Consider the following 15040-nt stretch of genomic DNA (forward strand, 5'->3'; position numbering starts at 1 on the left):
CATGCCGCCAAAGAACACCATCTACTCCGGCATTCCAACAACAATATTTGAGGTAATGAGCCGCCTTGCTCAGCAGCACAATGCTGTCAATCTGGGGCAGGGTTTCCCCGATGTTGATGGTCCGCTCAGCTTGCGAAAATATGCGGCAGAGGCTCTTTTGAAGCGGCCAAATCAATACCCGCCCATGCCAGGTATTCCGGCCCTTCGGCAGGCCGTTGCAAATGCCTATGCGCGGTTCCACAACGTGCAAATTGATTGGCAAAGTCAGGTTGTCATCACATCAGGCGCAACGGAAGCTCTGTCGGATTGCATCAACGGTCTCATTAATCCGGGCGATGAGGTCATTCTTCTGGAGCCGCTCTATGATTGTTATGCGCCGTTGGTGGAGCGGGCAGGCGGCATCATCAAACTGGTCCGCCTTGACCCTCCCGATTGGGTGTTGCCCATTGAAGCCTTGCAGAACGCCTTTTCTGACAACACCAAACTGTTGCTGCTGAACAATCCAATGAACCCTGCCGGCAAGATGTTTTCCCGGTCAGAACTGGAATTGATTGTCGAACTTTGTGAAGCGCATGATGTTTTTATTGTTGCTGATGAAGTCTATGAGCACCTGACTTTCGACGGGCAGCCTCATATCTCCGTTCTGTCCCTGCCGAAAGCACAGGCGCGATCTGTTGCAATTGGCTCGGCTGGGAAAACGTTCTCCATGACCGGCTGGAAGGTGGGGACCGTTACAGGCGCTGCTCATATGATCGAACCGATTACCAAAGCGCACCAGTTTACAACATTCACAACACCGCCGCATCTGCAAGTGGCGGTCGCCAAGGGGCTGGAATTACCGGATAGCTATTTTGACGGCATCAAATCCGAGCTTGCTGCAAAACGGGATCGGCTGGCCGCCGGTTTAAGTGCGCTGAATTTCAAGGTCGGCACCTGCCAGGCCGCCTATTTCCTGAATGCCGATTTTTCTGCGCTGCCAATCGGAAACACGGATGTGGAGGCCTGTCAGGCAATGGTCCGTGATGCAGGTGTCGCCACAGTGCCGGTCTCCGCCTTTTACAAAGGCGTTGAACCGCCGCAAAAGTTTTTAAGATTTTGCTTCTGCAAGCAGGATAGCGTGCTCGATGATGCGATCGAGCGCCTCGCCAAATGGCTCGGGGCTTAGGCCCCAATACGGCCAAAGCCGGGTAATTTGAGCGCCGGGTGTTGCCAGTCAAATCCTGCAACAAGGCCTAAAATGTTGATCTCGAAGCCTTCGGGACCACCAAGTGAAAACCCGAAAATACCATTGGCAGAAAATTTGACACCATCTCCGTCGGTGCTGAACCACCCGCCATCAGCAAGGTAATCCTTACCCACGGCAGTGGGCGGAAGGCTCAGGCCCAGTTCCGGAACTTCACGAAGGACCGTTGCTACGAATGTATTGGAATTTGGTCCTGGCCAGATGTGGTAATCACCGCGCGCACGATAAGGATAGCGGTCCACCGACGCTCTTACTTTCGGGATCAGGGTTTCGGCCAGCTCACCACTGACGCTGCCAACCAGCATCGGCTCGTTTCCATACCAGCGCGCGTCTGGCGCGTAAGCGTTCTTGCGGATTGGCGTTCCCCAGCCAACAACTTCATACCGATCCCAGGATCGCGAATTGCGATCCTTCACCAGGATCCAGCTATGGACGGCGAATATGCCTTTCCATCTGCCAGTACGGGCGGCATAGACCGAAATTGTTGGCTCAGATGTGGTGGCAGTTCCACTTAGAATGCCGGAGCTGGACCAATCAGCACTGCGCCAGCTTTTCTCCCAGCCCTTGGACCAAAACACGGCCGCGTGGACACCCAACGGCAGCAAAAACAGGAACACAAACACCAGCGACAGGTATTTTGTCGATTTCAACAAAGCTCTCAGCATAGGACTATTTTTCAGATGTTGGCCTCAATGGATGGAAACAGTGAGAGCTAATTGTGCCGATTTGAAGGTAAGGCAAGAACACCCGTCGGGTATGGGGCCACAGTCGTGCAATTTGGTTGTTACGGCATTTTCGCGGACGGCGCTCCGTATTCATCGATGAATTCCCGATAGGCCGCATCCAGTTTATCCTTGCTGACAAGATCATCCAGCTTTTCGAGCAAAACAACGAGGCAATAATTGTTGCCAAGATGATACGTATCATTCAACGCTCGGAGCCTTTTACAGGCTGCATCCATCAGGTTCATTTGCCGACGTACCGGCAACGGAAGGCGTTTTGGTTTTTGGGTCATTGGGCGCTTCTCCATAGTCCAATCTCGATTTTATCAATCGAACAAGGCGTCAAACAGCCGCTCAGCAGCGCTTCCTGGTTGAAGTCTCCCTGACCTCACTTCGGCTTCCAGATCTTGCGCCAGACTTTGCAACTCCGGACGATCCTCAAGGGTGTTTTTCAATCTGGTGTCGAACATCGACCACATCCAGCCAATCCGTTGTTCTTCGCGGCGTTGCTGCCATTCCCCGGACGCAGTCATGCGGGTCTGGAACAACAGAACCTGCTCCCACAAAGCATCAACCCCGTCATCCTTGAGACCGGAATGGGTCAGCACGGGTGGTGACCATGTGGGACTTTGGGGCGAGAGAATATGCAGGGCGTTTCGGTACTCTGACGCTGCCCGTTCTGCGGCCAGCTTGTTGTCGCCATCCGCCTTGTTGACCGTAATCATGTCGGCGATTTCCAGAACGCCTTTTTTCAGGCCCTGCAAATCATCGCCGGCACCGGGCAGCATCAGGACCATAAAGAAGTCCACCATGCCGGCGACCGTGATTTCTGACTGACCAATTCCGACGGTTTCCACAAGGATCACATCAAAGCCGGCAGCCTCGCACAGCAGCATTGTTTCCCGTGTTTTTGCAGCCACTCCGCCCAAGGTGCCTGCTGCGGGAGAGGGGCGTATAAACGCATCTGGATTGGCCGCAAGTGTGTGCATGCGGGTCTTGTCACCAAGAATGGAGCCGCCGGTTCTGCTGGAGGAGGGGTCCACCGTCAGAACAGCAACCTTGTGTCCTGCATCGGTCAGGCGATTGCCAAGGGCTTCAATGGTTGTGGATTTTCCAACACCGGGCACTCCGGTAATGCCCACCCTTATGGCGTGGCCTGTATTGTCTGAAAGCCGATCCAGCAATTCGCGCGCAGTCTTGCGATGATCGCGTCGCTTTGATTCCACCAGTGTAATGGCGCGCGCCAGCAAAGGCCGGTGACCGTCCAGAATACCGCGCTCAAGAGTTGAAATATCGGTCATCGGGCTAATATGCCACTTATGGTCGGGTGCTGCCATAGCCCAGTTTTGCACTGAGATCGACCAGAAGCTTCTCTGCGGCTTCCGCAATGATTGTACCCGGCGGGAATATCGCACTGGCACCTGCGGCATAGAGTGCATCAAAATCCTGCGGTGGAATCACACCGCCGACAATCACCATAATGTCTTCTCGCCCCGCTTGCTGCAGCGCCTCGCGCACGGCCGGTACAAGTGACAAATGTCCGGCGGCCAGAGATGAAACACCGATCATGTGAACATCATTTTCAACCGCCTGGCGGGCGGCTTCATCAGGTGTGGCAAACAGGGGACCAACATCCACATCAAAACCAAGATCAGCAAAAGCAGATGCGATGACTTTCTGCCCCCGGTCGTGCCCGTCCTGTCCCACCTTGGCGATGAGAATACGAGGGCGGCGACCATCATTGCGTTCAAACTGTCTGGTCATCTCCAGCACGGTGCGGACCTGCTCATTCATATTGCCGACCTCCTGCCGGTAGACACCGGATATGGTTTTGACATCTGCCCGGTGACGTCCAAAGGTTTTTTCCATGGCATCAGACATTTCTCCAACTGTGGCGCGTGCGCGGGCCGCCTCAATGCAGGCTGCCAACAAATTGCCGGTTCCCGCAGCATCAGCGGCAAGCTTGCCCAGAGCGGCCTGTGTTGCTGTCTCATTCCGGTTGCCACGCAAGCGTTTCAGCTTTTCAAGCTGCTGATCACGTACAGATTTATTGTCCACTTTCAGAACATCAATCGGCGGGTCGCTTTCCGGGCGGTATTTATTGACACCTACAAGAATTTGTCGACCGCCATCAATGCGCGCCTGTGTTCTGGCAGCAGCTTCCTCAATACGCATTTTCGGCAGGCCCTGCTCAATGGCTTTTGCCATGCCGCCCATCCCGTCAATCTCTCGGATATGCGCCAGCGCCTTTTCGGCCAGATCATGGGTGAGTTTTTCAACAAAGTATGACCCGCCCCACGGATCAATGGTCCGTGTCGTGCCACTTTCCATCTGTAGAAATAGCTGCGTGTTGCGTGCAATGCGCGCCGAAAAATCAGTCGGGAGTGCCAGAGCTTCATCCAGTGAATTGGTGTGCAAAGATTGGGTGTGGCCTTGGGTCGCGGCCATGGCTTCGATGCAGGTCCGTGTCACATTATTGAACACATCCTGTGCGGTCAGGGACCAGCCGGATGTCTGACAATGGGTTCGCAGAGCCAATGATTTGGGATTTTGTGGTTGAAACCGCTCCTCCAGCAATTGCGCCCACAGCAATCGGGCAGCGCGCAATTTTGCCACCTCCATGAAGAAATTCATGCCAACAGCCCAGAAAAAGGAAAGCCGTGGTGCGAACACATCCACATCCATGCCTGACTTGATGCCCGCTTTGATATATTCCAGCCCGTCGGCCAACGTGTAGGCCAATTCCAGATCTGCGGTCGCGCCAGCTTCTTGCATGTGATAGCCGGAAATCGAAATGGAGTTGAATTTCGGCATGTGCTGGCTGGTATAGGAGAAGATGTCTGAAATGATGCGCATGGAAGGCAGGGGCGGATAAATGTAGGTATTGCGCACCATGAACTCTTTCAGAATATCGTTCTGAATGGTTCCGGTCAGGTCTTTCTGGGCGACGCCCTGTTCTTCCGCAGCAACAACATAAAGCGCCAGAATGGGCAGAACAGCGCCATTCATGGTCATGGAAACCGACATCTGATCCAGCGGAATACCATCGAATAATTGCTCCATATCAAGAATGGAATCGATGGCAACGCCAGCCATGCCGACATCACCTGTCACACGCGGGTGGTCGCTGTCATAGCCGCGATGGGTTGCAAGATCGAAGGCAATAGAGAGGCCCTTTTGTCCTGCAGCCAGATTGCGTCGGTAGAAAGCATTGCTCTCCTGGGCGGTCGAGAACCCGGCATATTGGCGAATGGTCCAGGGGCGCTGCACATACATGGTGGGGTAGGGGCCACGCAAATATGGCGGCGACCCCGGCCAGCCATCCAGATGAGTGAGACCCGTCAGCTTTGCTGGCCCGTTAATGGCTGAAATCGCGATGCCTTCGGGCGTGGTCCATGTGCCATCTTGCGACGCTTCAGGTGCATCGGGAATGCTGAAAGGGATTTGGGTGAAATCAGGAAAGGTCATGATTTTGATCCTTCCAGTGCCAGCAAAACTCTGTCCAGCACCGCATGAGCATCACAGCCAATGAAGATCATATCATCCAACCCGGAAAGGTCGCTACGGCCCGCCAGCAGGATATGTCGTGCGCCTGCTTCTCTCAGGCTTGCAACCAAGGCCTCGGCGTTTGCATCATAATCTGCATCGGCACCGCACAGACAAATAACCGGCGTGCGTTCGGTATCCAGTTTGTCAACTTTTGCGTCAGCACCGATTTCCTGATTTTCAACTGCCAGACCAGAAGCGGCAAACAAATCAGTCGCGAAATCCGATCGCGCTTTCCAGGCCTTTCTATTGCCAAGGCATAACAGCAACACCGCTGGCTGGCTTAGAACTGATAGGTTTTGTGCCCGGTCGGCCAACCGCTCAAACAGAATGCCATCGCGCAAATCGCCAAAACTCTCATCCTGATCTTCAGGTTCAAGCGGACGGGTGATCAACGTACTGACCTCAGGCGCATCAAGTTGGGCGAAGTGGCTGTTCCCAAGCGAAACGGTTTTGCGTGTTGCTATATCTTTCATGTAAGCCTGTCGGCTGGCGCTGATCATCTGTTGAACCGAACCATTTTCAATGGCTGCCGTGAAGCCACCCTGCGCCTCAATGGTTTGAAAATTGACCCAGGCTGCTTCGGCAAGCGACACAGTCAACGCATCATAGACACCGGCTCCGGATGCCGGGTCCACAATTTTGCCGAGATGACTTTCTTCCTGCAAAATCAGACTGATATTGCGTGCAACTCTCCTTGAAAACACATCCGGCAAACCCAAAGCCTGCGTATGTGGCAATACGCTGATACTATCCGCGCCCCCCAGACCGGCTGCAAAAGTTGCCATGGTTGTGCGTAACACATTCGTCCATGGGTCGCGTCGACCCATCATGCGCCAGCTGGTTGTGGCGTGAAGCGACAGCGGGGTTTCGTCAGCATTCATCGTTTGCAACAATTTGCGCCAGAGCAGGCGCATGGCGCGAAATTTGGCCATGCTTTCAAACTGATCAGCATCACTGCTTAATGTCACACTCAATCGCTTTGAAGCGGGGTTTATGTCGGTCCCACCGGCGCATAATTCGCGGATGACAGAAACGGTTTCGGCCAGTGCCAGTCCCAGTTCCTGTGCCGCTGTGGCACCTTTATTATGCCATTTGGATGCATCCGCGATGAGGTTTGCAGATACGCCCTTCAGGTCTTTGGTGCCCTGCCCATTGATGCTGATATTCAGAGCATTGTGATCGTAGCCGCGCGCGCTACAAAATTCCGTCCAGAGATCACATTGGGCCGCGCTCATACCGTCAAACCGGATGCTGGTCGCATCCACAAAAATATTGCCAAAGAGCGCTTTGAAAGAAGACAGGTCCGGCAGATCAATCCCAAACCCATGAGCCGAGTTGGACCCCGCCAGCACAAGCAATGCGCCATCAGCACCCTGTTCCAGATCATGCAGTAATTGCGCATTCGCCTCAATTGCCGAAGGATGGTCTATCCGTGTCAGCGTTTTCCAGGCTTTGTCAGCTCTGGCTGCCAGTGTGACGGTTTGTTTATGAGGGTGGGTGAGAGGATAGATCGGAGCTATCACCAGCCCGTCATCCGTCACTGCGCTTAGTTTTTCCAGCACATCCTTATGGCCTGTCTGGCCAAGCGATTTGCTGAGACCATCCAACCATTCGCGGCCCTGCGGTGCCGCCTCAATCATCTCTTGCAGAGAGAATTCTGCCTTCGCCATTATGTGCTCTGAAACTATCGGATGTTGGAGTTAGCAACGGCACAATAGGTGTGCCCAACCGACGGAGCAAGCCCTGCTATCGTAGGATATGAGATGCGGTACCCAGGCAAATCGATTGTATCCAAACAGCAAGCAAGAAGCCCGCAAACAAAAAAGGCGCCGCAACAGCGACGCCTTATCTTGATCTGATCCGATAATCAGTAAGTCATGGTCGTTGGCAGGGTCTTGGCCTGCGCAACCCATTTTTCAACAGACTTTTCGCTGGGCACCAGCCTTACAAGCTTCTTCGCGGCATTCACTTCAGCCATTTTTGCAGCCAGATTGGCCACATTACGGTTACGCAATTCCTTCACGGTGTCGACGCCTGCAGCTTCCAGCAATTCGGAATATTCCTCGGCAACACCCTTGATCCGCATCAGATCACACATGTTGGCCCATTTCAGAATTTGAGATGTATCAAGGCCAGCTTCTTCCGCCACAGCTTTGCGGCCTTTTGGGTCCTTCGCGCGGTCCAGAAGGGCTTTCGTGGTGCGTATACCAATACCCTGTAACTTGGCGGCGTAGGTTGGCCCAATGCCTTCAATGTCGATGATGGAATAAGATGACATGCTATTCTCCCTTGGTAGTGTGCCGAATTGGAATCGCCCCATCGGCCTGAGTAAGTCTGAATTCAGATGAGTTGGCTCAGCCCGGGGACTGACTTGATGATTTCGTCAACTGTTTCTTCGCCGGCCTGTTCTTTGGAATAGTCCAGAGTTTCCTTGGCCACGGTCTGGACTTCGCCCATTTCAAGGCCCAGCCCTTTCAGTTCACCAAAAGCGCCCATCATGCCGCCAGCGCCGCCGAGCAGTCCGCCCAGCAATCCACCTCCACTATCACCACTGTCGCCATCATTTCTGGCTTCGACCATTGCTCTGGCACCAGGAATGGAGTCCAGCAATTTGCCGACCTGAGAATCGGGTCCTTCTTTTGCAAGGAAACTGAGGATAATCGCAACGGCCTGTTGCGCTATACTTTCGCTGATGCCCGCCTTGGCGGCAATTCTGGCAATGAGATCGTGCATATCAACCTTTGGTCAAAACTCTGATTTTCTCTGTTCGGGAGTGAACCTGAAAAATGTGGCACTATTTGGCAACAGAATCAGCGCGATGACAAGGGCTTTCGCTGAGTAGTTCAGGTGAAAACAGCTTTTGTTCATAGGGCGACAAGATTGGACATTGAGGCGCTTGGGTGTCTATGTCAGAAACAACATCTTTGGGCGTAGCCCATGCTAGGACAATTCGGAGAGCCGCATATGTATCAAGAGGGCCAAGTCTATCTCGGGACAAGTCGTCACCCGGATGACAGCATCAACAAGCCGGAATATCTGCAGTTAAAGCTGGCCAATCGGCATGGATTGATCACGGGTGCGACCGGTACAGGTAAAACTGTCAGTCTGCAAATTCTGACAGAAGGCTTCTCACGGGCGGGTGTTCCGGTGTTTTGCGCCGATGTAAAGGGAGACCTTTCCGGCCTGGCCATGGCGGGCGAAAGCAAGGACTTTCTGGAAGCCCGTGCAGACACAATCGGATTTGCAGATGATTACAATTATGAGGCTTTCCCCACCATATTCTGGGATCTGTTCGGTGAGCAGGGACATCCGATTCGCACTACCATTTCAGACATGGGCCCGCTGCTGCTGTCACGGTTGATGGAATTGAACGCAACACAGGAAGGCGTCCTTAACATCGCTTTCAAGATTGCCGATGAAGAAGGCCTGCTGTTGCTGGACATGAAAGACCTGCGCTCGCTGCTGTCCAATCTGGCAGAACGGGCACAGGAAATCTCCGGCTCATATGGCAATGTCAGCAGAGCATCGGTTGGTGCCATTCAACGCCAGTTGCTGGTGCTGGAGCAGCAGGGGGCGGAAAACTTCTTCGGCGAGCCAGCCCTCGCGATCACCGACATTATGCGCACCGCTCCTGATGGGCGCGGCATGGTCAACATTCTGGCTGCTGACAAATTGATGATGTCACCGCGCCTCTACGCCACTTTCCTTTTATGGCTCTTGTCCGAATTGTTCGAGCAATTGCCGGAGGTCGGCAATCCTGACAAACCACGCTTGGTATTTTTCTTCGACGAAGCACATCTGTTGTTCGACGAAGCGCCAAAAATCCTGTTGGAAAAAGTGGAGCAGGTGGTCAAGCTCATTCGCTCCAAAGGCGTCGGCGTGTTCTTTGTTACGCAAAACCCGCTCGATGTTCCTGACAGTGTGCTGGCTCAATTGGGCAATCGGGTGCAGCACGCCTTGCGCGCTTACACGCCACGTGAGCGCAAGGCGGTGAAAACAGCGGCTGATACATTCCGTCCTAATCCTGAGTTTGATGCCTTTGAGGTCATCACCAATCTGGGAGTGGGTGAAGCACTGGTCTCGACGCTCATGAAAAAGGGTGTTCCCTCCATTGTGGAACGTACTTTGGTCCGTCCTCCGTCTTCCCGCATGGCACCTATTTCGCCGCAGGAGCGCAAGAAGATCATGCAAGGAAGCCCCGTCCTTGGTCAGTACGATGAAAGGGTGGACCGGGAATCCGCTTATGAAGTGCTGAAAAAACGCGCAGCTGATCTTTTGAAAAAGGAAGAGAAGCAGCGCGAACACGAAGATGAAGAACGTGAGGAAACCGGCAGAATGCGCCGCTCGCGTACTGGCTTTACCTTGCCGGACTTTGATGATGATGACGATGACGATGATGATGGTCGTCGCAAAACGTCAAGTCGCCGCCGCCGCACCTCACGCGATGATCGACCGACCAAGCGCTCACGCAGCAAAAGCACCACGCGCCGCCGCTCAAGCAACCGCCAGACGGTCACAGAGGCTGCCATGAAGTCAGTGGTGCGCTCGGTCAGTACCCAGCTTGGCCGCGCGCTCGTGCGCGGCATTCTGGGTTCCATCAAACGCGGTTTCTAGAGTTCAGGAAATTAATAACATGGCCAAAATTAACGCGGTTCTGGACCGCATTGATGCTGATTTGGACAAAAGCATAGAACGTTGGTTCGATCTGTTGCGCGTCCCTTCCATTTCAACCGACCCGGCTTATGCGCAGGACTGCATTAAGGCCGCTGACTGGCTGGTGACACAATTGACGGAGATCGGGTTTGACGCATCGCGCCGCGATACGCCGGGTCATCCCATGGTCATCGCGCACAATCATGAGGCCGGTGATCAGACACCGCATGTGCTGTTTTACGGTCATTACGATGTGCAGCCGGTCGATCCGGTTGATCTGTGGGACACGCCCCCATTTGAGCCGGAGTTTCGCGAGGTCAATGGCACAAAGCAGGTCTTTGCCCGTGGCGCTGCTGACGATAAGGGGCAATTGCTGACCTTCTTGGAAGCCTGCCGCGCCTATCTGGCCGAACACGGTACATTGCCGCTGCGCGTCACCATGTTGTTTGAAGGGGAAGAGGAATCCGGCAGTCCGAGCCTTGATGCTTTTTTGAAGGCAAATGCTGATGAACTAAGAGCAGATATGGCGTTGGTTTGCGACACCAATATGTATGATGCGGAAACCCCGGCTATCGACACGATGCTGCGCGGCATGGTTTATGAAGAGGTGATAGTCACCGCTGCCAGCCGTGATTTGCATTCCGGCCTTTATGGCGGTGCTGCTCAAAATCCAATTCGGGTTCTGTCAAAAATCCTGGCCGACCTTCATGACGATGATGGCCGCATCACATTGCCGGGCTTTTATGACGGGGTTTCGGAACTGGCACCTGACATTGCAGAGAGTTGGGATGCGCTCAATTTTGATGCTGATGCCTTTCTGGGCGCGGTTGGTCTTTCAAAACCAGCGGGCGAGACCGCATATTCGGCACTGCAGCAGCTCTGGTCGCGGCCCACATGCGATGTCAACGGCATCATCGGCGGCTACACCGGTGCCGGTGCCAAAACCGTAATTGCTTCAAAGGCATCAGCCAAAGTTTCCTTCCGTCTTGTCGGTGATCAGGACCCAAAGACCATCCAGGCAGCTTTCCGCACCTATGTGCAGGAGAAACTGCCGGAGGATTGCACGGTCGAGTTTATCGGCTACGGCAATGATCGCGCATTCAGTCTGCCACTTGATATGCCTGAAATCGTAAAGGCCCAGCAGGCCCTGACGGATGAGTGGCAGAAACAGGCTGTCCTGATGGGCATGGGTGGTTCAATACCCATTGTTGGCGAGTTTCAACGCGTTTTGGGCATGGATACTCTGCTGATCGGGTTTGGTCTGGACAATGACAGCATTCACAGTCCGAATGAAAAATACAATTTGACCAGTTTCCACAAGGGCATTCGCTCATGGGCGAGAGTCATGGAGGCATTGGCTAAATGAGTTCTAAAAAATTGAAAACCATTTGCGTGTTTTGCGGCTCAAACCCCGGCAATGACCCGGCCTATCTGGAAGCGGCAATTGGCCTTGGCAAGAGCATCGTGGCGCATGGGTACAAGCTGGTTTATGGCGGCGCTGAAGTTGGCCTGATGGGCGCGGTAGCAGATGCTGCGCTGAAGGCCGGCGGCCATGTCATCGGCGTCATGCCGCGTGCTTTGGTGGAGAAGGAAATCGCGCACAAAGGTCTGACGGAACTGCTCGAAGTCTCCTCAATGCATGAGCGCAAGGCTCTGATGGCGGATTTGTCAGATGGGTTCATCGCCTTGCCCGGTGGCGTCGGCACGCTGGAAGAAATTTTTGAAATCTGGACATGGGCGCAATTGGGCCATCATGATAAACCTTTGGCATTCATGAATGTTTCTAGCTTTTACGATCCGCTCGGTGCGTTTCTGGATCATCAATCGGAACAAGGTTTTGTCCGCAAGGGACACCGAGATATGGCAATTTTCAGTGATAATGCCGATGAAATCCTGACGGCTTTTGTGAACTACGATGCGCCAGAACTACAGAAATGGGTCGAGCGCGCTGAAATTTAAGAGATGAATTAGAAGTCTCTAAATCTGTCCGGGAGCAAAGAGCGGTTGAGGGCTTCGCGCTGTTTATCCGGATCTTGCGCAGATGGCGTTGCCAGCAATTGTTCAATATGATCCTGGGGAAGATCGCAGTCATGCGCGCCCGCAACGACAAACGCCTTGTACCAGCTATAGGGAATGGCAGAAGGATCAGTTATCAGTGCGGTATATAGACTAGCCCGCACAATATCTGCCTGACCGTTTGAGGCCACGCATTGGATATCCATGTGCTTTTCATCATAGCCGGTGCCCAGACCTTCTGCTTTATCCAGTAGATGCTTGTCCCGTGCAGCGATTTCGAAAATGCCACCCCACAAATAATCCGCAGGATTACCTGTGTGGAATGCGTCGCATTTACCTGATTTGTCTTCGCTCAGTTTGTGCCAACGCAGTTCATGGCAGGGCAGAGCCCCTTTGGTCACAAATCTGGCAGAAGGCACCCGCGCTTTCAATCGCGCAAGCAACAGGTTTGAGCCATAGGAAAAGATATAATGCGTCATACAGTTGCTTCTAGCACAAGGCCAAGTCGCTTGATTCCCTCATTGATAATCGTCTCATCGGTCCGGGTGAAATTCAGGCGCAGCGTGTTCGTGCCGGACCCATCTGCAAAGAACGCCTTTCCAGGTACGAAGGCCAGCTTCTGTGTTTCTATGGCTTTTGCAAGCAATTGAGTGCTGTCCAGATGTCGGGGAAGGGTTAGCCAGATAAACATGCCGCCTTCCGGCCGTGTCCACGTCACCCCCTCTGGCATAAGCCTCTCCAATGCCTGCAGCATACAGTCTCGCCGTGCAACATATACAGCTTTTACCTTGTCCACCTGCGCGTCAAAGCAGGCGGTGGCCACATCTGCAATGGCCATTTGATTTAGGGTCGGCGTATGCAGATCAGAAGATTGTTTGATGAGCACCAGCTTGGAAATAATGGGTTTTGCGGCACAGACCCAGCCAACCCGCAGTCCGGGCGCAAGTGTTTTGGAAAAACTTCCGCAATAGACCGTGCGGCAGTCTTCAATGGTGCCGCGCTGTTCGATTTCCAGCGCGAGGATGGGCGCCAGTGCTTCCCCGTCATAACGCAGTGATTGATAAGCTGCATCTTCGATGACAGCGATGTCCAGATCCTCTGCCAGCCGCAAGATATCCTGCCGCGCAGATTGATCCAGTGTTTCCCCGGTGGGGTTGGCAAAATCAACCGAGCAATACGCAAATTTGACGGCACCGCCCTTGGCGTACGCAGTATCCCGATAGTCCGCTGGCAGACGATTACTCGCAGACAAGAGGCGGTCATAGGCTGGCTCATAGGCATTGAAAGCGCCCAGCGCACCAAGATAGGTCGGCCATGTCACCAGTGCCGTATCATTCGGCGACAGAAACAGTTTCCCCAGATAATCCAGTGCCTGCTGGGAGCCGGATGTGATCAGAATATTATCAATGGAACACGGAATGCCAAACCCAGCCATATGCTCCACAATCCATTGCCGCAAAGGCACATGACCCTCGGAGATGGAATATTGCAGAGCCTGTTCCTGGCGTTTTCCAGACAGAATATTGGTAAATGCGGTTTGGAAAGCCTCCGCCGGAAACAGCGCCGGATCAGGGATGCCACCTGCAAAAGAAATGATATCTGGCTGGTCCAGCAATTTCAGCAATTCGCGGATTTCCGAGGCATTCATCCGCTTCGATCTTGCCGCCAGTAGGTTCTCCCAGTCCATTTCCACATTCCCTTTGGATAATTTTGGAAAAAGAAAAGCGCATATTTGGTAATTTATGTCAATATTACTGACATAAATTTGACTCTTTATTCAAATGCGCTCTTTTGGGTATTGTGGGTCTGAAGTTTGCGCGTGCCAGCAACTATTGCGGAAAGGCGGCGCTTTCCGTCCGCAATTCTTCAACCAAATCCTCCAGCAATTGATATCCAAGGCCGGCTTTGCGATGCATGATTCCGGTTTTGATGATCCAGGGGCTGTCTTGCATGCAGATCGCCTTAACATCAAAGGCATTTGCGATGTCACCCAGCGGGGTGGGCAGGCATGTGATCATGGGCGAGACTTTCAGGATTTCCATCACGCCCGAAATGGAGTCGGACACCAATGCAGTGTGTGGCTGCGTTAACCCCCGGCTTGCAAAGTAGCGCCCAACCCGGTTTCGCAATTCTCGGTCAAGCCGGAAGGCGGCATAGGGATAGGTGCTGGCTTCTTCTGGCAAGGCCTCTGCCTTTTGGTGCAGGGGGTGGTCTTTGTGGGCAAAGAACGAAGTGCTGATTTCGCAAAGCGGTTCGCACACAAAATCGGCTGAGTTGGGTTCAGCGTAGTCGATAAAGGCATCAAAGGCACCGACCCCGATGTCGATCTCGTCATTCTCAAATTGCTCAGCAAACCGCCCCCCGGAGCTCCTCAATACCGTAAACTCTGCGCCAGGGCGTTCTGTATAAAGGCGCGCAAGCACGCGCGGGAGCATCATGGAAGACCAGACAGAACCTGCACCAATTCTCAATTGACCACCATGGCCGCTAGCCATTTCGGCGAGCTCTTTTTCAATCAGATCGCATTCCACCTCCACACGTCTGGCGCGATCGTAAAGTGCTTTGCCAAAAATTGTTGGCGTCACGCCCTTTGATGTGCGCAGCAGAAGCTGCACCCCCAGATTGCTCTCCAACTGCCGAATGCTTTTGGTCAATGCTGATTGTGACAGGAATTGTGTTTTGGCGGCCTTGTGAATGGTTTCGTTCTGGCACGCTGCCACGAAGTGCCGAAGCATTCGGATTGAGCCGATTTTCATTATTACTTTTCCTCATCGCTTTTGTCCATTTATTCATTTTTCTTTCATCAGGGGAAGTCCTATCCTTTTCAGGCTGTGACAAAGCGGCGCTGCGATAAAGG

General features: G+C 53.4%; 14 protein-coding genes. 4 read left to right on the forward strand and 10 right to left on the reverse strand.

Annotated features, from left to right (window positions below; all coding sequences use genetic code 11):
* Window position 1 precedes the first annotated feature (1 nt).
* Window positions 2-1165, forward strand: a complete 1164-nt coding sequence (locus tag RAL91_RS10845; protein WP_306262138.1) for an aminotransferase — start codon at window positions 2-4, stop codon at window positions 1163-1165.
* Here RAL91_RS10845 and RAL91_RS10850 read toward each other — a convergent pair.
* The 7 genes from RAL91_RS10850 to RAL91_RS10880 form a co-directional block, all read right to left on the reverse strand.
* Entirely contained in the window at window positions 1162-1893 is a 732-nt protein-coding gene (locus tag RAL91_RS10850) for a DUF3750 domain-containing protein (RefSeq protein WP_306262140.1), read from the reverse strand. The genes RAL91_RS10845 and RAL91_RS10850 overlap by 4 nt on opposite strands.
* A gap of 134 nt (window positions 1894-2027) precedes the next feature.
* Complete coding sequence (locus RAL91_RS10855) at window positions 2028-2258, reverse strand: hypothetical protein (RefSeq protein WP_306262142.1); 231 nt, start codon at window positions 2256-2258, stop codon at window positions 2028-2030.
* Window positions 2259-2291: 33 nt separating this feature from the next.
* Window positions 2292-3266 carry a methylmalonyl Co-A mutase-associated GTPase MeaB gene (gene meaB / locus RAL91_RS10860; protein ID WP_306262144.1) on the reverse strand — a complete coding sequence of 325 codons (975 nt, stop codon included), beginning with the start codon at window positions 3264-3266 and terminating at the stop codon, window positions 2292-2294.
* A gap of 16 nt (window positions 3267-3282) precedes the next feature.
* Complete coding sequence (scpA, locus tag RAL91_RS10865) at window positions 3283-5433, reverse strand: methylmalonyl-CoA mutase (protein WP_371932506.1); 2151 nt, start codon at window positions 5431-5433, stop codon at window positions 3283-3285.
* Window positions 5430-7184: a methylmalonyl-CoA mutase family protein gene (locus RAL91_RS10870; protein WP_306262145.1), complete on the reverse strand. Its 1755-nt coding sequence runs from the start codon at window positions 7182-7184 to the stop codon at window positions 5430-5432. The genes scpA and RAL91_RS10870 overlap by 4 nt, the downstream gene beginning before the upstream one ends.
* A 197-nt stretch (window positions 7185-7381) precedes the next feature.
* Window positions 7382-7792: a DUF4332 domain-containing protein gene (locus tag RAL91_RS10875; RefSeq protein ID WP_306262146.1), complete on the reverse strand. Its 411-nt coding sequence runs from the start codon at window positions 7790-7792 to the stop codon at window positions 7382-7384.
* Between the two features lie 62 nt (window positions 7793-7854).
* Window positions 7855-8247 carry a DUF2267 domain-containing protein gene (locus RAL91_RS10880; protein ID WP_306262147.1) on the reverse strand — a complete coding sequence of 131 codons (393 nt, stop codon included), beginning with the start codon at window positions 8245-8247 and terminating at the stop codon, window positions 7855-7857.
* 231 nt (window positions 8248-8478) lie between these two features.
* Between RAL91_RS10880 and RAL91_RS10885 the strand changes: the two genes are divergently transcribed.
* The 3 genes from RAL91_RS10885 to RAL91_RS10895 are packed head-to-tail and all read left to right on the forward strand — an operon-like array spanning window position 8479 to window position 12126.
* Window positions 8479-10128, forward strand: coding sequence for a helicase HerA-like C-terminal domain-containing protein (locus tag RAL91_RS10885; RefSeq protein WP_306262890.1), 1650 nt, complete (start codon window positions 8479-8481; stop codon window positions 10126-10128).
* Window positions 10129-10147: 19 nt separating this feature from the next.
* Window positions 10148-11533 (forward strand): dipeptidase, encoded by a 1386-nt coding sequence (locus RAL91_RS10890; protein WP_306262149.1) that lies wholly within the window; start codon window positions 10148-10150, stop codon window positions 11531-11533.
* The gene (locus tag RAL91_RS10895) at window positions 11530-12126 is read left to right on the forward strand and encodes a TIGR00730 family Rossman fold protein (protein WP_306262151.1); all 597 of its coding nucleotides are present in this window, start codon (window positions 11530-11532) and stop codon (window positions 12124-12126) included. The genes RAL91_RS10890 and RAL91_RS10895 overlap by 4 nt, the downstream gene beginning before the upstream one ends.
* An 8-nt stretch (window positions 12127-12134) precedes the next feature.
* Here the strand turns inward: RAL91_RS10895 and RAL91_RS10900 are convergent, their stop codons facing one another.
* From RAL91_RS10900 to RAL91_RS10910, 3 genes are all read right to left on the reverse strand, one after another.
* Window positions 12135-12662: a gamma-glutamylcyclotransferase family protein gene (locus RAL91_RS10900; RefSeq protein WP_306262153.1), complete on the reverse strand. Its 528-nt coding sequence runs from the start codon at window positions 12660-12662 to the stop codon at window positions 12135-12137.
* Complete coding sequence (locus RAL91_RS10905; protein ID WP_306262155.1) at window positions 12659-13870, reverse strand: PLP-dependent aminotransferase family protein; 1212 nt, start codon at window positions 13868-13870, stop codon at window positions 12659-12661. Before RAL91_RS10905 ends, RAL91_RS10900 begins: the two co-directional genes overlap by 4 nt.
* A 142-nt stretch (window positions 13871-14012) precedes the next feature.
* Window positions 14013-14939, reverse strand: coding sequence for a LysR family transcriptional regulator (locus tag RAL91_RS10910; RefSeq protein WP_306262157.1), 927 nt, complete (start codon window positions 14937-14939; stop codon window positions 14013-14015).
* Window positions 14940-15040 lie beyond the last annotated feature (101 nt).

This window comes from Pararhizobium sp. IMCC21322 (genome assembly GCF_030758295.1).
Classification (GTDB): Bacteria; Pseudomonadota; Alphaproteobacteria; order Rhizobiales.

Bases quoted from the DNA above. Each gene is read 5' to 3' on its own strand.
- RAL91_RS10895 (WP_306262151.1), top strand. From the start codon at position 11,530: ATGAGTTCTAAAAAATTGAAAACCATTTGCGTGTTTTGCGGCTCAAAC.
- RAL91_RS10880 (WP_306262147.1), bottom strand. From the start codon at position 8,247: ATGCACGATCTCATTGCCAGAATTGCCGCCAAGGCGGGCATCAGCGAA.
- RAL91_RS10870 (WP_306262145.1), bottom strand. From the start codon at position 7,184: ATGGCGAAGGCAGAATTCTCTCTGCAAGAGATGATTGAGGCGGCACCG.
- RAL91_RS10910 (WP_306262157.1), bottom strand. From the start codon at position 14,939: ATGAAAATCGGCTCAATCCGAATGCTTCGGCACTTCGTGGCAGCGTGC.
- RAL91_RS10890 (WP_306262149.1), top strand. From the start codon at position 10,148: ATGGCCAAAATTAACGCGGTTCTGGACCGCATTGATGCTGATTTGGAC.
- RAL91_RS10875 (WP_306262146.1), bottom strand. From the start codon at position 7,792: ATGTCATCTTATTCCATCATCGACATTGAAGGCATTGGGCCAACCTAC.
- RAL91_RS10855 (WP_306262142.1), bottom strand. From the start codon at position 2,258: ATGACCCAAAAACCAAAACGCCTTCCGTTGCCGGTACGTCGGCAAATG.
- RAL91_RS10885 (WP_306262890.1), top strand. From the start codon at position 8,479: ATGTATCAAGAGGGCCAAGTCTATCTCGGGACAAGTCGTCACCCGGAT.
- RAL91_RS10845 (WP_306262138.1), top strand. From the start codon at position 2: ATGCCGCCAAAGAACACCATCTACTCCGGCATTCCAACAACAATATTT.
- RAL91_RS10905 (WP_306262155.1), bottom strand. From the start codon at position 13,870: ATGGACTGGGAGAACCTACTGGCGGCAAGATCGAAGCGGATGAATGCC.
- RAL91_RS10900 (WP_306262153.1), bottom strand. From the start codon at position 12,662: ATGACGCATTATATCTTTTCCTATGGCTCAAACCTGTTGCTTGCGCGA.
- scpA (WP_371932506.1), bottom strand. From the start codon at position 5,433: ATGACCTTTCCTGATTTCACCCAAATCCCTTTCAGCATTCCCGATGCA.
- meaB (WP_306262144.1), bottom strand. From the start codon at position 3,266: ATGACCGATATTTCAACTCTTGAGCGCGGTATTCTGGACGGTCACCGG.